The organism is Pseudomonas sp. JV241A, from assembly GCF_900275665.1.
GTDB classification, from domain to species: domain Bacteria; phylum Pseudomonadota; class Gammaproteobacteria; order Pseudomonadales; family Pseudomonadaceae; genus Aquipseudomonas; species Aquipseudomonas wadenswilerensis.
Genome location: NZ_OPYO01000013.1, coordinates 133,971 through 152,692, shown reverse-complemented (window position 1 = coordinate 152,692; position 18,722 = coordinate 133,971). Strand labels below are relative to the sequence as shown.

Here is an 18,722-nt window from a genome sequence, read left to right as displayed (position 1 = left end):
GGCCAGTGGCCGGAAAAAGAAACGAATCAGGAGGGCCGCGACCCGGGCAGCAAGCGTGCAAGCTGAGCATCGAACCAGGCCTGGAAGGCTGGCGAAGGCACAGCATCGACCGCAAGGTACCACCAGTCGTCGGCAGCGAAGGCGCGGCATTTGACCGCGTCCTTCTCGGTCATGACCAAAGGCAGCGCAGGGGTGAAGCTCAGGGCCTGCTCGCTGTACTCGGCATGATCGGCAAAAGGGTGTGGCACAGGCCGCCAGTTTAGCCCCTGCAGGGTATTGAAGAAACGTTGCGGGTTACCAATTCCGGCCACTGCGTGCAGGGCCTGGCCGGGCGGAAAACAGTCGAGGCCGTGACGCTCGCCACTGCGCAGATTGACCAGCGCGGTGGGCTGCAGGGCAAAGGCAAAACCATCTGCCCGGTCCGCCGTGGCGCCGTTGTAGAGCACCGCATCGACGTCCTGCAAGCGCTCCACCGGCTCGCGCAAGGGGCCGGCCGGCAGGCAGCGGCGATTGCCCAGGCCGCGGGCGGCGTCGATCAGCACCAGCTCCAGATCACGGGCCAGACGGTAGTGCTGCATGCCGTCATCACAGAGGATCAGGTCCAGCGGCTCGCTGGCCAGCAAGGCTTGCACCGCACGCGAACGGTCCGGGTCGATCATCAACGGCACGCCGCTGCGCTGAACGATCAGCAAAGGCTCATCGCCCGCCTCGGCCGCGCTCTGCTCGGCACGCACGCGCCACGGCAGCTGCGGCGGCTTGGCGCCATAACCACGGCTGACCACGCCGACGCGCAGGCCTTGCTGGCGGCAATGCTCGATCAACCAGAGGATCATCGGGGTCTTGCCGGTACCGCCGACGGTGATGTTTCCCACCACGATCACCGGCACTGGCGCACGGTAACTCTGGCTTTCACCGCTGAGAAAACGCGCGCGCTTGCCCAGCACCACCCGCCGATAGAGGGCTTCGAGCGGACGCAGCAGCCCTAGGGCCGGATGCCCGGCGTACCAGGCATCGAGCAGGCGATCGGCAAAAGCCATCAGGGTGTCCCCTGGGCCGCCTCGACCGTGGTCATGCGCAACTGGCTGAAACCGAGCTTGCCGGCCGCATCCATGGCAGTCACCACCGCCTGATGCGGGGTCTTGCCGTCGGCGCTGATCGACAACGGCAGTTTGGTATCACCTGCGGATTCCTGCTGCAGGGCTTCGGTCAGGGTCGCCAGGTCGCTCTTGGGCAACAGGTGGTTGTTCACCGAGTAGACGCCATCGGCGCTGATGGTGATGTCCAGTTGCTTGAGCTCCGAATCCGGTGCCGGCGCGCCGCTTACCGACTCCGGCAGTTCGACGCGCAGCTGGGTTTCGCGGGTGAAGGTGGTGGTGACCACGAAGAACAACAGCAGGATGAACACCACGTCGATCAACGAGGCCAGGTTGATGTCCACGGTCTCCCGTGGCTTGCGCCGGAATTTCACGCCTTGCCCTCGGCCAGGTCGACATCGCGGTCGCCCTGCACCACTTCGACCAGCTTGATCGCTTCCTGCTCCATGCCAACCACCAGCTCATCGATACGGCGTTGCAGGAAACGGTGGAAGAACACCGCCGGGATACCGACCATCAGGCCGGCTGCCGTGGTGATCAGCGCCTTGGAGATACCACCGGCCAGTACTGCGGCGTTGGTGGACATGCCGGTGCCCATGAAGGCACTGAAGATATCGATCATGCCCAGCACGGTGCCGAGCAGGCCGAGCAGCGGCGCCATGGCGGCGATGGTGCCCAGGGCATTGATGTAGCGTTCCAGTTCGTGGATGACCCGGGCGGCGGCCTCTTCGATGCATTCCTTCATGATTTCGCGGCCATGGCGCGAGTTGGCCAGGCCCGCGGCAAGGATCTCACCCAGCGGCGAGTCGGCGCGCAGGGCCTTGAGCTTGTCACTGGTGAGCTGTTTGTCCTTGATCCACATCCACACCTGGCCAAGCAGGTGCGGTGGCGTGACCCGGCTGGCGCGCAAGGTCCAGAGACGCTCGGCGACGATCGCCATGGCAGCGATGGAGCTCAGAATGATCGGCAGCATCATCCAGCCACCGGACTTGACCAATTCCCACACAGTAAGCATCCCCTCAAAAAAGTCCGCCACTTTACCATAGGACCCCAGGGGGCTCATCTGCCGAAGGTCGTCATCTCGGTTCGCGCCAGAAACGCCGTTGTGCGCGCAGGCCCTGCGGCTCGCCGAACGCGCCCAGTTGCAGGCGCAGCGCACCGTGCTCGACATTGTCGTAGGCCTGGATACCGTGCGTCCGATAGCGTGCCATCACCTCCCGGTGAGGGTGACCGAAGGCGTTGTAACGCCCGCGGGAGATCAGCACGCCACGCGGCGCAGTCGCCTTCAACAAGGCCTCGCTGGATGAGCTGCGACTGCCGTGATGGGGCGATTGCAGCCAGTCGATCCGGCCCGCCTGCCAGTCCCGCGCCCACGCCCGCTCGCCACGGGCATCGAGATCGCCGGTCAGCAGCAGCTTCTCGCCTTGCGCCTCGACCAGCAGCACACAGGAATCCTGGTTGCTGTCGCCAGCCTCATGCCATTGCCAGAGGGAAAAACCCACCCCGTCCCACTGCCAGTGTTCGCCACTGCTGCAAGGCTGCGCCTTCAGCACCTCAGGCAAGGCCGCGGCTTCCCCGCCAAGCACCCGCAACACCGGCAAGCCGCGTTGCACGGCGCGGGCACCACCGGCATGGTCGGCGTCAGCATGACTGAGCAACATCAGGTCAAGCTTGCGCACACCCAGCTTGCGCAAGCTGGGCAACACCACCCTCTCACCCAGATCGAAATCGCCCATGGCGGGGCCCGCGTCATAGAGCATGGCGTGGTGACGGGTGCGCAAAACAAAAGCCAGCCCCTGGCCGACATCGAGCTGCCAAACCTCGACCTGCCCCACCGGCACGCGCTCTCTCGGCGCAAACACTGCCAGCAGTAGCAATGGCCAGCCGAGCACCCGCATAGGCAAGCCGCGCGGTAACAGCAGCAGGAACGCCCCCAGGCACACCAATAACCAGGCCCAGAAAGGCAGCGGTTGAGGTAGCCATGCCGGTCGCCATAAAGCGACTTCAGCCAGCAAGCGGACCAAGCCATCGAGCACACCACCAGCCAGCCATAGCAGCCCCTCCCCCAGATACGGCACGGGCAGCAACAGGGTGCCGAGCAACGCCAAGGGCAAGACAGCAAGACTGATCCACGGTACTGCCAGCAGGTTGATCAGTGGTGCCGTCAGGCTCACCGGCAAACCTTGCGCCAGCAACACCGGCAACAAGCCGACGGCGATCAACCACTGGGCGCGACTCCAGGCCAGCCAGGGGTTCCAGGCGCCAAGGCGGCCGCTGAAGGTGAAGATCAGAATGGCCACGGCCATGAATGACAGCCAGAAACCTGGCTGCAAGCTGGCCAGTGGCTCCCACAGCAGCACCGCATTCAGCGCCAGCAACAGCGGTAAGCCAACGCCCAGGTGGCGAAAACGCAGGCGCCAGAGCAGCACCATGGCTAGCATCATGCACGCCCGCTGCACCGGCACCTGAAAACCGGCCAGCAAGCCGTAGGCCAGCGCCGCGGCAAATGCCAGCGCGCACGCCCAAGGCAGCCAGGGCAGCCTTTGCGGCCACCAGCCCAGGCGCGCAAGCCCGGCAATCAAGGCGTACACCAGCCCGGCCAGCAGGCCCACGTGCTGACCAGATATCACCAGCAAGTGCACCGTGCCAGTAGCCTGCAGCACTTGCCAGTCTTGCCGCGCCAACCCGCCACCATCGCCCAGAATCAACGCCACCAGCGCCGCCTCTCGGCCCTGGGCATCGACCGCCAGCAAGCGCTGGCGCAGGCCATCACGCCATGCCGCTGTCGCTGGCAGCAGACGCTCCCCGGCCTTGACACTACCGGTCGCGCCGATACGTCGCGCCAACAGGCTGGCTTCCTGATCCGGGCCGTGAGGATTGAGCAAGCCAGAGGGGCGTTTGAGGCTGACGGCCAATCGCCAATATTCACCGCTGTTGACCGCTGGCCCACCGAACCAGCTGAGCTGCAGCCGTGGCGGCAATTGTCCGCGACGCGACTCGGCGTCGCTCAACTCGAACCGCACCGAGCGCACCCCCTGCTCCGGCAAGCCGGTGACCCGGCCTTCTATCCACAGGGTACGGCCATCGAGCTGCGGCGCCAGGCGCTCATCCAGCGCCAATTGCGCCGAGACACAGGCCCAGCTCAGTCCCAACAGAAACAGCCCGATTGGCCAGAGCCTTGAAAGCAGACTGGAAAGCCCGATAAATGTCAGCAGGACAAGTGTCCAGACGGACGGCACGACCGGTAGGAACCCGAGGCTGATCAGCCCGAGTGCAAGCGCCAACATCCCTGTGCGCATAAGCGTGAAGCTCCAGAAGTAAACCACCCCCTGAGGCTTAGATCAGTGACAGCAACAGCTCGCTAAATAATTGTCACAAAGTCTGAATAAGGCAGTTTTAGAATCCGTGCATACTGGCACCCTTCAGATTGCCGAGACCCCACATGCCGCGTCGTCTCTTCAAACGCTACATGCCCGATCCGACCAGCATCAGGGAACACAAATCCTTACGCTTTCTCGGCCGGCTGTTGCACGACCCCAACCTCTGGCACCTCAACCGGCATTCGGTTGCGCGCGCCATGGCCGTCGGCCTGTTCGCCGCCTTCATTCCGATTCCGATGCAGATGCTGCTGGCCGCCAGCCTGGCGATCATGGTGCGCGGCAACATGCCGATCGCGGTCAGCCTGGTGTGGCTGACCAACCCGATCACCATGCCGCCGGTGTTCTTCTGCACCTACCAGATGGGCGCCTGGCTGATGCAGATCCCACCGCGCACCCTGCCTGAAGAACTGACCTTCGAGTGGATCACCGACCAGCTGTCGACCTTGTGGCAGCCGTTCTTGCTCGGCTCGGTGGTGTGTGGCGTGTTGCTCGGCGCCCTCGCCTACTGCCTGACCATGCTCTATTGGCGCTGGTGGGTAGGCCGGCAGTGGCGCCGGCGCAAGGTCAAGCAATCAGGTGCGCATTCCTCGCCCGCTGACCAGTAGGCGCGCGCATCCGACGTACAGTACCGCAGTGGCGACCAGCATGAAGCTGATGGCTACGCCAATACGGATATCCGACACGCCGAGAATGCCATAGCGGAACGAGTTGACCATGTGCAGCACCGGGTTGGCCATCGACACGGTCTGCCAGAATGGCGGCAGCAGGGTAATCGAGTAGAACACCCCACCCAGGTAGGTCAACGGCGTGAGCACGAAGGTCGGAATGATCGAGATATCATCGAAATTGCGTGCGAACACGGCGTTGATGAAGCCCAACAGCGAGAAAATCGTCGCCGTCAGCAGCACCACGACTATGGTCACGCCCAGGTGATGCACCTGCAGGTCGGTGAAGAACAACGACAGCAAGGTCACGATCACCCCCACCGCCAGGCCGCGCAACACGCCGCCCAGGGTGTAGCCGACGAGGATGGTGTGCGGCGACACCGGCGACACCATCAACTCCTCGATCGAGCGCTGGAACTTGCTCCCGAAAAAGCTCGACACCACGTTGCCGTAGGAGTTGGTGATCACCGACATCATGATCAGCCCCGGGACGATGTACTCCATGTAGGTAAAGCCGCCCATGTCGCCGATCTGACGGCCGATCAGGTTACCGAAGATCACGAAGTACAGGACCATGGTGATCGCCGGGGGCAGCAGGGTCTGCGGCCAGATCCGGGTGAAACGACGCACTTCGCGGTAGACGATGGTGTTGAGGGCGACCAGGTTGGCGCTCAGTTCCGAACTCATACCGCCACCTTTGCCAGGTTTTTCTCAACCAGGGACACGAACAGCTCCTCGAGACGATTGGTCTTGTTGCGCAGGCTCTGCACCTCGATGTTCTGTAGTGCCAGCTGGCCGAACAGCGCAGTGATGCCCACTTCCTTGTCGACTTGCACTTCCAGGGTGTGCGGGGTGATCAACCGGCACGGATAACCGACCAGGCTTGGCGCCTGGGGCAGGTCCTGCTTGAGGTCGAGCAGGAAGGTCTCGACGTGCAGCTTGCTGAGCAATGCCCGCATGCTGGTGTTCTCGACGATGGTGCCGTGGTCGATGATGCCGATGTGACGGCACAGCTGTTCAGCCTCTTCCAGGTAATGGGTGGTGAGGATGATGGTGATGCCTTTCTGGTTGAGCTCGGTAAGAAAGCTCCACATCGAACGGCGCAGCTCGATATCGACGCCCGCGGTCGGCTCGTCGAGAATCAACAGGCGCGGCTCGTGGATCAGGGCGCGGGCGATCATCAACCGGCGCTTCATGCCGCCGGACAGCGAACGCGACGGTACATCGCGCTTGTCCCACAGACCGAGCTGGGTCAGGTACTGCTCGGCACGCTCCCTGGCCACTTTGGCCGGGATGCCGTAGTAACCGGCCTGGGTCACGACGATGTCGAAGGTCTTTTCGAACTGGTTGAAGTTGAATTCCTGCGGCACCACGCCGATGCAGCGCTTGAGCGCGGCGGGTTGGCGATCGAGGTCGTGACCGAAGATGTTCACGCTGCCACTGGTTTTGTTGACCAGGGTCGAGAGGATGCCGATGGTGGTGGATTTGCCGGCGCCATTGGGGCCGAGCAAGGCGAAGAAGTCACCTTCGGCGACATCCAGGTCAATACCCTTGAGGGCCTGGAAACCGTTGCCGTAGGTTTTGGTTAGCTGCCTTATGGACAGAGCAGAACTCATAGCGGGTCGCGTACCAGTTTGGAAGGTTCTAGACGCAGCCGGGCAAGGCCAGCCGCAGTGAATATGATCATGGTGCTTGTCCGTGCCAGACAAGTACAGTCATGTATATCGATAATAACTATCAGGTTGACCGCCTTGATCAGGTCAGCGCGGTCATCACCGCCGCCTGGTAGGCCGGACGCTCCTGCAAGCGCTCGTACCAGGCACGCAAGTGGCGCATCTCGGGGCGCTCGATGGGCATCTCGAACCAGGCGTAGGCAAAGCAGCCCAGGGGGATATCGCCCATGCCCAGGACGCTGCCGGACAGGTACGGCTTATGCGCCAGGGCCTGGTCAGCAATCGACAGCAACTGCGCGCAGGTCTTGTGCGCGGCATTGATGGCCACCCAGTCTTGCTGCTCGGCAGGCGTACGCAGGATGCCCCAGAACAACGGGCGGAACGGTGTGGCCAGGGAAGAAGTGACCCAGTCCATCCACTTGTCGGCCTCGGCGCGCTTGCGCGCATCCGCCTCATACCAGCCAGACGCGCTGCCATACTGCGCCGACAGGTAACGCACGATGGCATTGGACTCCCAGAGCACCAGGCCACTGTCTTCGATCATCGGCACCAGGCCGTTGGGGTTCAGTGCCCGGTACTGCGGCTCGTTCACCAGGCCGAAGGCGCCACCGGCATCGATCGACTCATATTCAAGACCCAGCTCTTCGGCGCACCACAGTGCTTTCCTGACATTCGACGAATTCTTCCTGCCCCAGATCTTGAGCATGATATTTCCCTGATGATTTGGCTGGTCGCCCAGTCTACTCCAGGCGGTCGCGCTGGCAATCGTTTGGCATCCAGGCGAACTCCTGAGTTCATGTCCTGTCACTGTTCAGACAAGCCGTTTAGCGGATGCGGTCTAAGCTTCGATGGATGGCGAAATGCCCCAATGTTTCACGGAGGAATTCCTATGTTGCTGTTGTGGTTAGTGGTCCTGGTGATCGGCGTGGCGTACCTGGCCCACCGTCGCATCGCCGCCTTGCCGGCGCTGGGCATCGTTGCCCTGTACCTGCTGGCGATGGGCATTTTCAGCCACGCGCCAGGCTGGCTGCTGACGATTTTCTGGCTGCTGCTGGCCGCAGTGGCTGCCCCCCTGCTGCTCCCCGACCTGCGCCGCAAAGTGCTTACCGCACCGCTGTTCGGCTGGTTCCAGCGCACCCTGCCGCCGATGTCGCAGACCGAACGCGAAGCCATCGACGCCGGCACCGTGTGGTGGGACGGCGAGCTGTTCAGCGGCCGCCCGGACTGGAACACCTTGCTCGGCTACTCCAAGGCCGAACTCACGGAAGAAGAACAGGCGTTCATCGATGGCCCCACCGAAGAACTCTGCGCGATGGTCAGCGACTGGCAGATCGGCCAGGACCTGGACCTGCCGCCAGCCGCCTGGGAGCACATCAAGAGCCACGGTTTCTTCGCCCTGATCATTCCCAGGGAATACGGCGGCAAGGGCTTCTCGGCCTACGCCCACTCGCAGGTGGCGATGAAGCTTGCAACCCGTAGCGGTGACCTCGCCTCGACCGTGATGGTGCCCAACTCCCTGGGCCCGGCCGAACTGTTGCTGCACTACGGCACCGACGAGCAACGCAATCATTACCTGCCACGCCTGGCCCGCGGCGACGAGATCCCCTGCTTCGCCCTCACCGGCCCGCTGGCCGGCTCCGACGCCGGCGCCATGCCCGATACCGGGATCATCTGCAAAGGCCAATGGCAAGGCGAGGAAGTTATCGGCCTGCGCCTGAACTGGGAAAAGCGCTACATCACCCTCGGCCCGGTCGCCACCCTGCTCGGCCTGGCGTTCAAGGCCTACGACCCTGAGCACCTGCTGGGCGACAAGGAAGAGCTGGGCATCAGCCTGGCACTGATTCCCACCGACACCCCCGGTGTCGAGATCGGCAAGCGCCACCTGCCCCTGGGGGCCGCTTTCATGAACGGTCCCAACAGCGGCAAGGATGTATTTGTGCCGCTGGACTTCCTCATCGGCGGCCAGGACATGCTCGGCAAGGGCTGGATGATGCTGATGAACTGCCTGTCGGTTGGCCGCTCGATTTCCCTGCCGGCCGTGGGTACCGGCGCAGCCAAGTACACCAGCCTGGTCACCGGCCAGTACGCCCGCATCCGCGAGCAGTTCAATGTGCCGCTGGCAGCCTTCGAAGGCATCCAGGAATCCCTGGCCCGGATCGGCGGCAACGCCTTCCTGATGGATAGCGCGCGCCTGCTCACCGCCAAGGCCGTGGACCTGGGCGAGAAGCCTTCGGTACTCTCGGCGATTCTCAAGTACCACCTTACCGAGCGCGGCCGCGAATGCATCCAGCACGCCATGGATGTGCACGGCGGCAAGGGCATCATCATGGGCCCGAACAACTACCTGGGGCGCAATTGGCAGGGAGCGCCGATCTTCATCACCGTCGAGGGCGCCAACATCCTCTCGCGCAACCTGATGATCTTCGGCCAGGGGGCAATTCGCTGCCATCCGTTCGTGCTCAAGGAAATGGCCCTGGCCGGTCGCGAAGACCACGACCAGGCGCTCAAGGAGTTCGATCACCTGCTGATGCAGCACATCGGCTTCGCCGTGGGTAACGCCGCCAGCACCCTGGTGCTCGGCCTGGGCCTGGGTCACTTCGAGAAAGTCCCAGGCGACGCCTTGAGCCAGGGCTACTTCCGCGCGCTCAACCGCCAGGCGGCGGCCTTCGCCCTGCTCGCCGACCTGTGCATGATGCTCCTCGGTGGCGAGCTCAAGCGTCGCGAGCGTTTGTCGGCACGCCTGGGCGATGTGCTCAGCCACCTGTACCTGAGCTCGGCGGCGCTCAAGCGTTACCACGACCTGAATTCGCCCGAGCACCTGCAACCATTGCTGCGCTGGGCCCTGGAAGAGAGCCTCGGCCAGGCTGAAAAAGCCCTGGACCGGCTGCTCGACAACTTCCCAAACCGCTTCCTCGGCTGCGCCCTGCGCCTGGTGGTATTCCCCTTCGGCCGCCGTCACACCGGGCCAGGCGATGAACTGGACGCCGAAATCGCCGAGCTGATCGGCCGGGCCAAGGGCGACCCGACCCTGGAAGAGCTGCTTGCCGGTTGTTACCGGCCACAAGCGGACGGTGACCCGGTTGCCGCCCTGCAACAGGCTTACGATCAACTCAGTGCAGGTGAGCCACTGCGCAAAAAATTGCATCAGGCACTCAAGAGCGGCCAGGTTGTCCCTGCTCCGGGCGAGTCGGTAATCGACGCGGCCCTGCATGCCGGCGTACTCCAGGCCAGCGAGGCGCAAAGCCTGCATGCCGCTGAGTCGGCACGCCGGCGGGTGATCGACGTCGATGCCTTCGACAAGGAGCAACTGCTACCGGCTGACGGCAAGATTCGCTAAGGGCCGGGACATCGGGCGCCGGGAGCCGTATACTCCCGCGCCCGTTTTTGCTCAAGAGGACTGCCTGCATGGCTACCGATCGCCTGGAATACCATCTCGCCCTGCTCACCCACCTGCGCACCATCCTGGTTGCCCTGGGCGAAGCCGAGCAGGTGCCGGAAGAAAGCCACGCGCTGTTTCTGGAGCGCTTCGACGATCTGATGCTGCAACTGCCCGTCGACCCGGAAAGCACCTATCTTGGCCAGGACCTGATGTGCCAGGTCATCCAGCGCTATCCACAGGTCGCGCACCTGGTGCCACGCGACCTGCTGTGGTTCTTTGGCGGCGACTGCCTGCACTTCATGCCGGAGAACGAACTGGACATGTACCAGGAACTGGAAGAGCGCCGCTTCGAAGCCGAGCAGAATGACGAACCCTTCGACTGGAACCAGGAAAAACAGCTGCTGAGCATGTCGGACGACGACAGCAAGCATTAAGCGATGAAGGTGTGCAGGGCTGACAAACAGCCCTGCCGCCCACAGCCAGCGATTAAATAATCGAGACGAAAAAAAAACGCCGTTCAAACGAACGGCGTTTCTTTATTTGGAGCGGGAAACGAGACTCGAACTCGCGACCCCGACCTTGGCAAGGTCGTGCTCTACCAACTGAGCTATTCCCGCAAATTTTGTAGCGACCGGTAAACCCGGCAAAAACAAGCGCTGTTGCACTTGCTCCATCACTACAGCGTTATCAAACGCTGGAGCACCATATTTGGAGCGGGAAACGAGACTCGAACTCGCGACCCCGACCTTGGCAAGGTCGTGCTCTACCAACTGAGCTATTCCCGCAAAAAATGGCGTCCCCTAGGGGACTCGAACCCCTGTTACCGCCGTGAAAGGGCGGTGTCCTAGGCCACTAGACGAAGGGGACGACGCCCGAAACATGCAATGCATGCTTCAGTTACCAACTCAAACCATAACGATTTGACGCTGGGTTTTTACAAGCCCTGCCGTTAAGCAAAGCCTTTGTAAACTGGAGCGGGAAACGAGACTCGAACTCGCGACCCCGACCTTGGCAAGGTCGTGCTCTACCAACTGAGCTATTCCCGCATTGGCGTCCCCTAGGGGACTCGAACCCCTGTTACCGCCGTGAAAGGGCGGTGTCCTAGGCCACTAGACGAAGGGGACACGCTACAACATTCACTCCCTGCCGCGTTTCGCTGTGTGCTTTACGCTGCAAGTGGCGCGCATTCTAGGGATGCTTTGATAAGTCGTCAACCCCTCTGTATAAATTTATTTAAATCAATGACTTCGCGGCGCCTAGCGCTGTTGAACCATGACTTTGCGCGCCGGGGTCTTGACGATTATTTTCTGACACCCCTACCCGCCTGCGGCCCAGCAGCCACGGCAATCTACAAGCAAAAGGCCATCAATTGCCCACGAGCAACCGCCAAACAGCTCTATCCGGCTAAAAGCTTAGCCACTACACTCAAACAGTAAATCATCCTGTATGAGGCGTTAACGGTGACACCACTTCTGATCACCCTGCTTATAGTAGCGGGGATCGCATTATTGATCGTGATCGGCTACCTGAACAATGTGGTCGAGAACAACAAGCTCGAGCGTGCCCGGCTGAAGATCGAGCTGGCCGAGCGCTTGCGCCGTTGTGGCGAAATCACCGAAACCTTCCCCGGCCAGTTGATGACTCCAGCGCTCAAGCTGCTGCTGACCCGCCTGGAGCTCAACCTCAACCAGCGTCGGCTGACCCTGGACAAGCACAGCCGGGATATCAAGGCGCGGATTGCCGAACTCGAAGGCTTGATCGCCAAAGGCGAAGCACTGCCGGTGAACAACCCGCCAATGCCGATCCAGACCGAAGCCCGGGCCAAGGATGTGCGCTTCCTGCTCGAGGGCATGCACAACCAGATCACCCGCGCCGCCCAGGAAGGCTTCCTGCCGACCAACGAAGCCAAGTACTGGGTCAAGGAAGTCCGTCACATTCTGGTGTTGTTGCACATCGAGTTCTTCAACAACCTCGGCCAGCAGGCGCTGCAACAGAACCAGCCGGGGCATGCGCGCCTGGCGTTCGAGCGTGGCGTGCAGTACCTGCGCAAACAGCCTGACCCGGCGGTTTACCGCGAGCAGCTGGAATACATGGAGAAGCTTCTGGCCCGGGCCAATGCCCAGGTGCTGAGCCAGCTGGAACCGGCCGAGGACGAAACCAACGCCCTGACCGAAGGCTTGAAGACCGACACCACCGAAGACTGGAAGAAAAAGGTCATTTACGACTGACAAGCTTCGCGGGGCAAGTCGAGGCGTCGCACCGCCGCTCCTACAGGATTCGCACTTGTAGGAGCGGGCTTGCCCCGCGATCAAAGTTCACTCGTCAGCAATCAGTCAAACGCAGAAAAATCCCCGCCAAACGCTCCAGCCCCACCTGATCCGCCTCACTGAAACGCGCAAGCTTCGGGCTGTCCAGGTCCAGCACGCCAAGCAACCGCCCGTCCTTGACCAGCGGAATCACCAGCTCGCTGTTCGACGCACTGTCGCAGGCAATGTGCCCGGGAAACGCGTGCACATCTTCCACCCGCTGGGTTTCCTGGCTGGCCGCTGCCGCCCCGCATACTCCACGGCCGAAAGGGATGCGCACGCAGGCCACCTGCCCCTGGAACGGCCCGAGGACCAACTGCTCGTTACGATTGAGGTAGAAGCCGGCCCAGTTCAGGTCTTCGACCTGGCTGTAGAGAAACGCCGAAAACTGCGCGGCGTTGGCAATGAAGTCGCGCTCATCGGCAAGCAGGGCTTCCAGCTGTGCCGCCAGCAGGCCATAACCTTCAAGGCCGGCGCCGGTAGCGTTGAGATCGATCATGGTTTTTGCTCCAACAGTTTCAGCCCGACCCAATAGCGGGCGAACTGGTAGGCACAACGGCCGTTACGGTTGCCGCGGCCGGTGGCCCAGCGCACAGCGAGTATGTCCAGCTCTGCATCGCGGCTCCAGGCCAGGCCCGCGCTTTCGGCCAACTGGGTGATCCAGTGCTCGACCACGTTGAGGAAATGCTCCTGGGTGAAGGGGTAGAACGACAGCCACAGGCCGAAGCGGTCAGACAGGGCAATCTTGTCCTCCACCGCCTCGTTGGGGTGCAGTTCGCCGTCGACCATCTTCCAGTTTTCGTTGTCGCTCTGCTTTTCCGGCACCAGGTGCCGGCGGTTCGAGGTGGCGTACAGCAGCACGTTGTCCGGCGCCTGCTCCAGCGAGCCGTCGAGCACGCTCTTGAGCACCCGGTAGTCACCCTCCCCGGCTTCGAACGAGAGATCATCGCAAAACAGCACAAAGCGTTGCGGCAGCTTCTGCAGTTGCTCGACCACCCGCGGCAGGTCGGCCAGGTGATCACGCTCGATTTCGATCAGACGCAGGCCGGCCTTGGCATGCTCGGCCAATAACGCCCGCACCAGCGACGACTTGCCGGTACCACGCGAGCCCCACAGCAGCGCATGGTTGGCCGGCATGCCATCGAGAAACTGGCGGGTGTTGCGCCCCAGTTGTTCGCGCTGCTGATCGACACCGATCAGGTCGGACAGACGCATGTCGAGGCTGACCTCCAGCGGCAACAGATAACCGCTACGGCCATCGCGCTGCCAGCGCGCGGCCAGGCACTGCGACCAGTCGATGCTCTGGCGCGGTGCCGGCAACAAGGGTTCAAGGCGGGCGAGCACGGTTTCGGCGCGCTCCAGAAAAGCGTTCAAACGAGAGTCCACAAGACTTCCTCTAGACAGGTGCAAGGACAAAAGCACAGCTGAATGTGTGACAGGGCGTGCCAGCAGCCGGGACTGATCGGCTATGCTTGCGCAGCGCACGGAACGTGAAACTGGCTCGGGACTCATGGATATCAAGTTCACCAATCGCCTGTCCTACAAGCAAGCCCGGCTGACGGTCCTGGTCGGCTTCATCCTGGGTACATTGCTCAGTCTCATCCAGATCGGTATCGATTATGCCAGTGAAGACGCCTCCATCAACCGCGAGATGCAGGCGTTGCTGCAAATCAGCCATAACCCGGCCTCGCGCATCGCCTACAACATCGATGCCGAGCTCGCCCAGGAACTGACCCGTGGCCTGCTGCAATCACCGGCCATCACCCGCGCCCGGCTGATCGACAATAACCAAACAGTACTCGCCGACGTGCAGCGCCCGCGCCAGGAAAGCGGTTATCGCCTGATGAGCGATTTTTTGTTCGGCGACAATCGTGAATTCCAGGACCGGCTGTTTCTCAGCCACATGCCCGATGATTACCTCGGCACGCTGTTCCTGGAAGTCGACACCTTCACCTTCGGCAGCCGCTTTCTCAAGCGTGCCGAGGTCACCCTGCTCAACGGTTTCATGCGCAGCCTGATCCTTACCGGCATTCTCCTGGGTCTGTTCTACATCATGCTGACCCAGCCGCTGGTGCGGGTGATCAGCGCCCTGAGCAACAGCGACTCGCGCAATCCGGCGCAGTCCAAGCTGTCGTTCCCGCCCGGTCACGAACACGACGAGATCGGCGTGCTGGTCAAGGTTGCCAACCAGCAGTTCGTCAGCATGGCCACCGAGATCCAGCAACGGCGCAATGCCGAGAACCGCCTGACCGATTACCTCAACGAACTGGAAAACATCGTCTCGGCGCGCACCAACGAGCTCAAGGCCAGCAACACCCGCCTGAGCCAGTCCAATGAAGAGCTCGAAGAAGCCCGGCGCCGCGCCCTGGACATGGCTCAGGCCCGCGCCGCCTTTCTGGCCAACATGAGCCATGAAATCCGCACACCGCTCAATGGCCTCTTGGGCATGATCGCGCTTTCCCTGGACAGCCCGCTCAATGCCGAACAACGCCAGCAGCTGTCGATTGCCCACGACTCGGGCAAGGTGTTGGTGGAACTGCTCAACGATGTTCTCGACCTGTCCAAGTTCGATGCCGGGCAGCTGGAGCTAGAACGCATCCCCTTCGACCTTGGCGCCCTGGTCGAAGATACCGCCAACCTGCTGTCGCAGAACGCCGCACCCAGCGTCGAGCTGACCTGCCTGATCGACCCGCAGTTCCCTTCGATGGTGCTCGGCGACCCGACCCGGGTGCGGCAGATCGTCAGCAACCTGCTGTCCAATGCCTTGAAATTCACTCGCTTCGGCCGTGTCGATGTGCGCCTGAGCAGTTACCCCGGCGGCGTTCGTCTGGAGGTCTGCGATACCGGCATCGGCATCCCCAGCGAAGCCCAGGTAAGGATCTTCCAGCCCTTCACCCAGGCAGGTGCCGGCATCACTCGCCAGTACGGCGGTACCGGCCTGGGCCTGGCGCTGACCAATAACCTCTGCGAGGCCATGCAGGGGCGCCTGAGCATCAGCTCCGAAGCCGGCTTCGGCAGCCAGTTCAGCGCCGAACTGCCCTTGCCCAGCCATACGGCGGCGGTACCTGCGCAAGCCTTGCGCGGCAGTGTTGCGGCAATCAGCAATGCCAGCAGCGGCCTCGCCGAATTGCTACAGACGCTGCTGCCCGGCTGGGGCCTGGACTACCAACGTTACGACAGCCCCGAGCAACTCAAGAAGGCAACGCCAGACCTGCTGATCACCGATGACCTGGACTGCCTGTTCAACCTGCGTCCACTGATCAGCGCACCGATTCTGCTGGTTACCGCCTATGGCAACTTCCTGCCCGGTGAACAGGCAGCACACCTGGCCCCTCTACAGCAGCAGGCACGGCCGCTGGCGCGCAACGCCCTGTACCAGACCCTGCGGCGCACGTTGCACGGGGCCGACAGTATCAACCAGTCACCACTCAGCGGCGCCCAGTACAGCGAGCGCCGTGCGCGCATTCTGCTGGTCGAGGACAACCCGGTAAATCAACTGGTGGCCAAGGGCATGCTGGCCAAGCTCGGCTGCGAGGTCAGCGTCGCCGCCCATGGTGCCGACGCGCTTGAACAGCTGGAGCAGTCACCCTTCGACCTGGTACTGATGGACTGCAACATGCCAGTGATGGACGGTTATGAAGCCAGCCGGCGGATCCGCCAGAGCGGACGCTGGCCAGACCTGCCGATCGTCGCCCTGACCGCCAACGCCATGCCCGAAGAGCGCGAACGCTGCCGGGCGGCGGGAATGAGCGACTACCTGGCCAAGCCGTTTCGCCGCGAAGAGCTGCTGGCACTGATCGATCACTGGGTGCCGTTGACGACTACCTGAGCAGTTTTTCGATTGAGCCGGTCAAGGCGTCCGGCTTGGTGCTCGGCGCATAGCGGGTGACTTTGCCGGTGGCCGGGTCGAGCAGAAACTTGGTGAAGTTCCACTTGACCCCTTGCGAGCCGAAAAAGCCGGGGGCGCGCTTTTTCAACTCGACAAACAGTGGATGGGCGCCGGCGCCATTGACCTCGATCTTGCGAAACAACGGGAAACTGACGCCGAAGTTCAGCTCGCAGAACTGCGCAATTTCGTGCGCATCGCCCGGCTCCTGCTTGCCGAACTGGTTGCAGGGGAAGCCCAGCACCACCAGCCCCTGCTCGCGATAACGCTGCCAGAGCTGTTCAAGGCCTTTGTACTGCGGGGTAAAACCGCACTGGCTGGCAGTGTTGACCACCAGCAGCGCCTTGGCAGGGTAATCGGCCAGGGCTTTTTGCTCACCGGTAAGGGTAATGCAGGGAATCTTCAGCAGTGCGTCGGCCATGACCTTTCTCCTTTATCAGCGGGGAACCAGGTCCAGGCAGACCGAGTTGATGCAATAACGCAGCCCGGTCGGCGGCGGACCGTCAGGGAACACATGCCCCAGGTGGGCATCACATTTGGCGCAGGTGACCTCGGTTCGGATCATGCCGTGGGAAGTGTCGCGAATCTCGATCATCGCGCTGTCGGCAATCGGCTCATAGAAGCTGGGCCAGCCGCAACCGGAATCAAATTTGGCTTGCGAATCGAACAGCGCTTCGCCGCAGCAGATACAATGGTAGACGCCATCGGTCTTGGTGCCATTGTATTTGCCACTGAACGGCCGCTCGGTGCCCTTCAGGCGGCACACGTTGTACTGCTCGGGGTCGAGCATGGCGCGCCATTCTTCCAGGGTTTTCTCGAGTTTTTCCATCATCAGGCCTCATCTGTCCAAAAACCCCGCGCCATGGCTTTTCCACAGAGCGGGTGGCACGTATATTATTGCGCCTCATCAGACATCAGTCTGGCACCCGCGTCATACGCATTTCAAACGTTTTCACAGCGCAATGCGCGGCGATCTTTTCTAATCGGGATCACATCATGCAGGTCAGCAAATCGAACAAGCTCGCCAATGTCTGCTATGACATTCGCGGCCCGGTGCTCAAGCACGCCAAACGCCTGGAAGAGGAAGGTCATCGCATCCTCAAGCTGAACATTGGCAACCCGGCACCCTTTGGTTTCGAGGCGCCGGACGAGATCCTCCAGGATGTGATACGCAACCTGCCGACCGCCCAGGGCTACAGCGACTCCAAAGGCCTGTTCAGCGCGCGCAAGGCGGTGATGCAGTACTACCAGCAAAAGCAGGTCGAAGGTGTCGGCATCGAAGACATCTACCTGGGCAACGGCGTCTCCGAGCTGATCGTGATGTCGATGCAGGCGCTGCTCAACAACGGCGACGAAGTGCTGATCCCGGCCCCGGACTACCCGCTGTGGACCGCCGCAGTCAGCCTGGCCGGCGGTAACCCGGTGCATTACCTGTGCGATGAGCAGGCCGACTGGTTCCCGGACCTTGACGACATCAAGGCCAAGATCACCTCCAACACCAAGGCCCTGGTGATCATCAACCCGAACAACCCGACCGGTGCCGTGTACTCGCGCGAGCTGCTGCTGGGCATGCTTGAGCTGGCCCGCCAACATAACCTGGTGGTGTTTTCCGACGAGATCTACGACAAGATCCTCTATGACGAAGCCGTGCACATCAGCACCGCTTCGCTGGCCCCGGACCTGCTCTGCCTGACCTTCAACGGCCTGTCCAAATCCTACCGGGTAGCGGGCTTCCGCTCCGGCTGGCTGGCCATCTCGGGGCCCAAGCACCACGCCCAGAGCTACATCGAAGGCATCGACATGCTGGCCAACATGCGCCTGTGCGCCAACGTACCGAGCCAGCACGCCATCCAGACCGCCCTCGGCGGCTACCAGAGCATCAACGACCTGGTGCTGCCGCAGGGCCGCCTGCTGGAACAGCGCAACCGCACCTGGGAACTGCTCAACAGCATTCCCGGGGTCAGCTGCGTCAAGCCGATGGGTGCGCTGTATGCGTTCCCGCGCATCGACCCGAAAGTCTGTCCAATCCACAACGACGAGAAGTTCGTCCTCGACCTGCTGCTCTCGGAAAAGCTCCTGATCGTCCAGGGTACCGCCTTCAACTGGCCATGGCCGGACCACTTCCGCGTGGTGACCCTGCCACGGGTCGACGACCTGGAGCAGGCCATCGGCCGTATCGGAAACTTCCTGAAGACATATCAGCAGTAACCTACATTTGATATCGAATCGTCTGCGCCACTCCCGGCGCAGACCTTACAGAGCAAGCGTTCAGCCCTGACATCACCCGCCGCTCTGGCGTGCGGGTTGCTGGAATTCGTCTGTAATACAGGCAAGTACAC

The 18,722-nt window shown here is 62.2% G+C and carries 17 protein-coding genes and 5 tRNA genes; 6 read left to right on the top strand and 16 right to left on the bottom strand.

Going from position 1 to position 18,722, the window contains the following annotated elements; translation table 11 throughout:
- Nucleotides 1-26 precede the first annotated feature (26 nt).
- The 4 genes from lpxK to JV241A_RS07355 all read right to left on the bottom strand — a co-directional run bounded on the left by lpxK (nucleotide 27) and on the right by JV241A_RS07355 (nucleotide 4,393).
- Nucleotides 27-1,037, bottom strand: a complete 1,011-nt coding sequence (gene lpxK, locus JV241A_RS07370) for a tetraacyldisaccharide 4'-kinase (protein WP_115085914.1) — start codon at nucleotides 1,035-1,037, stop codon at nucleotides 27-29.
- Complete coding sequence (locus tag JV241A_RS07365; RefSeq protein ID WP_010223210.1) at nucleotides 1,037-1,468, bottom strand: biopolymer transporter ExbD; 432 nt, start codon at nucleotides 1,466-1,468, stop codon at nucleotides 1,037-1,039. The genes lpxK and JV241A_RS07365 overlap by 1 nt, the downstream gene beginning before the upstream one ends.
- Complete coding sequence (locus tag JV241A_RS07360; RefSeq protein ID WP_166675661.1) at nucleotides 1,465-2,100, bottom strand: MotA/TolQ/ExbB proton channel family protein; 636 nt, start codon at nucleotides 2,098-2,100, stop codon at nucleotides 1,465-1,467. Before JV241A_RS07360 ends, JV241A_RS07365 begins: the two co-directional genes overlap by 4 nt.
- A gap of 70 nt (nucleotides 2,101-2,170) precedes the next feature.
- Nucleotides 2,171-4,393 (bottom strand): DNA internalization-related competence protein ComEC/Rec2, encoded by a 2,223-nt coding sequence (locus JV241A_RS07355; RefSeq protein WP_134061773.1) that lies wholly within the window; start codon nucleotides 4,391-4,393, stop codon nucleotides 2,171-2,173.
- Between the two features lie 143 nt (nucleotides 4,394-4,536).
- On the opposite strand from JV241A_RS07355, the gene JV241A_RS07350 reads away from it, so the two are divergent.
- Nucleotides 4,537-5,079, top strand: coding sequence for a DUF2062 domain-containing protein (locus JV241A_RS07350; protein ID WP_115085911.1), 543 nt, complete (start codon nucleotides 4,537-4,539; stop codon nucleotides 5,077-5,079).
- Here the strand turns inward: JV241A_RS07350 and JV241A_RS07345 are convergent.
- From JV241A_RS07345 to JV241A_RS07335, 3 genes are all read right to left on the bottom strand, one after another.
- The gene (locus tag JV241A_RS07345; protein ID WP_115085910.1) at nucleotides 5,047-5,826 is read right to left on the bottom strand and encodes an ABC transporter permease; all 780 of its coding nucleotides are present in this window, start codon (nucleotides 5,824-5,826) and stop codon (nucleotides 5,047-5,049) included. The two genes, JV241A_RS07350 and JV241A_RS07345, sit on opposite strands and share 33 nt — an antisense overlap.
- On the bottom strand, nucleotides 5,823-6,755 hold the full coding sequence (locus JV241A_RS07340) for an ABC transporter ATP-binding protein (RefSeq protein ID WP_115085909.1): 933 nt from the start codon (nucleotides 6,753-6,755) through the stop codon (nucleotides 5,823-5,825). Before JV241A_RS07340 ends, JV241A_RS07345 begins: the two co-directional genes overlap by 4 nt.
- A 139-nt stretch (nucleotides 6,756-6,894) precedes the next feature.
- Nucleotides 6,895-7,518: a glutathione S-transferase gene (locus JV241A_RS07335; RefSeq protein ID WP_134061771.1), complete on the bottom strand. Its 624-nt coding sequence runs from the start codon at nucleotides 7,516-7,518 to the stop codon at nucleotides 6,895-6,897.
- A gap of 183 nt (nucleotides 7,519-7,701) precedes the next feature.
- Here JV241A_RS07335 and JV241A_RS07330 point away from each other — a divergent pair, with 183 nt between their 5' ends.
- Both JV241A_RS07330 and JV241A_RS07325 read left to right on the top strand, forming a co-directional pair.
- On the top strand, nucleotides 7,702-10,149 hold the full coding sequence (locus JV241A_RS07330) for an acyl-CoA dehydrogenase (RefSeq protein ID WP_134061769.1): 2,448 nt from the start codon (nucleotides 7,702-7,704) through the stop codon (nucleotides 10,147-10,149).
- Between the two features lie 68 nt (nucleotides 10,150-10,217).
- Nucleotides 10,218-10,625, top strand: a complete 408-nt coding sequence (locus tag JV241A_RS07325; RefSeq protein WP_045195203.1) for a PA2817 family protein — start codon at nucleotides 10,218-10,220, stop codon at nucleotides 10,623-10,625.
- A 107-nt stretch (nucleotides 10,626-10,732) separates the two neighbouring features.
- Here JV241A_RS07325 and JV241A_RS07320 read toward each other — a convergent pair.
- From JV241A_RS07320 to JV241A_RS07300, 5 genes are all read right to left on the bottom strand, one after another.
- Nucleotides 10,733-10,808 (bottom strand) — tRNA-Gly (locus JV241A_RS07320).
- Between the two features lie 92 nt (nucleotides 10,809-10,900).
- Nucleotides 10,901-10,976, bottom strand: a tRNA-Gly gene (locus JV241A_RS07315).
- A gap of 6 nt (nucleotides 10,977-10,982) precedes the next feature.
- A tRNA-Glu gene (locus JV241A_RS07310) sits at nucleotides 10,983-11,058 on the bottom strand.
- Between the two features lie 103 nt (nucleotides 11,059-11,161).
- Nucleotides 11,162-11,237: transfer RNA gene (locus tag JV241A_RS07305), tRNA-Gly, on the bottom strand.
- A gap of 2 nt (nucleotides 11,238-11,239) precedes the next feature.
- Nucleotides 11,240-11,315, bottom strand: a tRNA-Glu gene (locus JV241A_RS07300).
- A gap of 336 nt (nucleotides 11,316-11,651) precedes the next feature.
- Here JV241A_RS07300 and JV241A_RS07295 point away from each other — a divergent pair.
- Nucleotides 11,652-12,419: a hypothetical protein gene (locus JV241A_RS07295; RefSeq protein ID WP_115085906.1), complete on the top strand. Its 768-nt coding sequence runs from the start codon at nucleotides 11,652-11,654 to the stop codon at nucleotides 12,417-12,419.
- A 94-nt stretch (nucleotides 12,420-12,513) separates the two neighbouring features.
- On the opposite strand, the gene JV241A_RS07290 is transcribed toward JV241A_RS07295, so the two are convergent.
- Both JV241A_RS07290 and JV241A_RS07285 read right to left on the bottom strand, forming a co-directional pair.
- Nucleotides 12,514-12,996: a GAF domain-containing protein gene (locus JV241A_RS07290; protein ID WP_115085905.1), complete on the bottom strand. Its 483-nt coding sequence runs from the start codon at nucleotides 12,994-12,996 to the stop codon at nucleotides 12,514-12,516.
- Nucleotides 12,993-13,883, bottom strand: coding sequence for an ATP-binding protein (locus tag JV241A_RS07285; RefSeq protein WP_115085904.1), 891 nt, complete (start codon nucleotides 13,881-13,883; stop codon nucleotides 12,993-12,995). The genes JV241A_RS07290 and JV241A_RS07285 overlap by 4 nt, the downstream gene beginning before the upstream one ends.
- Before the next feature lie 82 nt (nucleotides 13,884-13,965).
- Here JV241A_RS07285 and JV241A_RS07280 point away from each other — a divergent pair, with 82 nt between their 5' ends.
- Nucleotides 13,966-16,326, top strand: coding sequence for a response regulator (locus JV241A_RS07280; protein WP_115085903.1), 2,361 nt, complete (start codon nucleotides 13,966-13,968; stop codon nucleotides 16,324-16,326).
- Here JV241A_RS07280 and JV241A_RS07275 read toward each other — a convergent pair.
- Both JV241A_RS07275 and msrB read right to left on the bottom strand, forming a co-directional pair.
- Entirely contained in the window at nucleotides 16,319-16,804 is a 486-nt protein-coding gene (locus JV241A_RS07275; protein WP_115085902.1) for a glutathione peroxidase, read from the bottom strand. The two genes, JV241A_RS07280 and JV241A_RS07275, sit on opposite strands and share 8 nt — an antisense overlap.
- 15 nt (nucleotides 16,805-16,819) lie before the next feature.
- Nucleotides 16,820-17,212: a peptide-methionine (R)-S-oxide reductase MsrB gene (gene msrB / locus JV241A_RS07270; protein WP_115085975.1), complete on the bottom strand. Its 393-nt coding sequence runs from the start codon at nucleotides 17,210-17,212 to the stop codon at nucleotides 16,820-16,822.
- Between the two features lie 167 nt (nucleotides 17,213-17,379).
- On the opposite strand from msrB, the gene JV241A_RS07265 reads away from it, so the two are divergent.
- Nucleotides 17,380-18,591: a pyridoxal phosphate-dependent aminotransferase gene (locus JV241A_RS07265; protein ID WP_010226289.1), complete on the top strand. Its 1,212-nt coding sequence runs from the start codon at nucleotides 17,380-17,382 to the stop codon at nucleotides 18,589-18,591.
- The last annotated feature ends 131 nt before the right edge of the window (nucleotides 18,592-18,722 follow it).

Excerpts from the sequence above, each read along its gene's own strand:
- lpxK (WP_115085914.1), bottom strand. The coding sequence starts at position 1,037 with ATGGCTTTTGCCGATCGCCTGCTCGATGCCTGGTACGCCGGGCATCCG.
- JV241A_RS07355 (WP_134061773.1), bottom strand. The coding sequence starts at position 4,393 with ATGCGCACAGGGATGTTGGCGCTTGCACTCGGGCTGATCAGCCTCGGG.
- JV241A_RS07350 (WP_115085911.1), top strand. The coding sequence starts at position 4,537 with ATGCCGCGTCGTCTCTTCAAACGCTACATGCCCGATCCGACCAGCATC.
- JV241A_RS07345 (WP_115085910.1), bottom strand. The coding sequence starts at position 5,826 with ATGAGTTCGGAACTGAGCGCCAACCTGGTCGCCCTCAACACCATCGTC.
- JV241A_RS07340 (WP_115085909.1), bottom strand. The coding sequence starts at position 6,755 with ATGAGTTCTGCTCTGTCCATAAGGCAGCTAACCAAAACCTACGGCAAC.
- JV241A_RS07335 (WP_134061771.1), bottom strand. The coding sequence starts at position 7,518 with ATGCTCAAGATCTGGGGCAGGAAGAATTCGTCGAATGTCAGGAAAGCA.
- JV241A_RS07330 (WP_134061769.1), top strand. The coding sequence starts at position 7,702 with ATGTTGCTGTTGTGGTTAGTGGTCCTGGTGATCGGCGTGGCGTACCTG.
- JV241A_RS07325 (WP_045195203.1), top strand. The coding sequence starts at position 10,218 with ATGGCTACCGATCGCCTGGAATACCATCTCGCCCTGCTCACCCACCTG.
- JV241A_RS07290 (WP_115085905.1), bottom strand. The coding sequence starts at position 12,996 with ATGATCGATCTCAACGCTACCGGCGCCGGCCTTGAAGGTTATGGCCTG.
- JV241A_RS07280 (WP_115085903.1), top strand. The coding sequence starts at position 13,966 with ATGCTTGCGCAGCGCACGGAACGTGAAACTGGCTCGGGACTCATGGAT.
- JV241A_RS07275 (WP_115085902.1), bottom strand. The coding sequence starts at position 16,804 with ATGGCCGACGCACTGCTGAAGATTCCCTGCATTACCCTTACCGGTGAG.
- msrB (WP_115085975.1), bottom strand. The coding sequence starts at position 17,212 with ATGGAAAAACTCGAGAAAACCCTGGAAGAATGGCGCGCCATGCTCGAC.
- JV241A_RS07265 (WP_010226289.1), top strand. The coding sequence starts at position 17,380 with ATGCAGGTCAGCAAATCGAACAAGCTCGCCAATGTCTGCTATGACATT.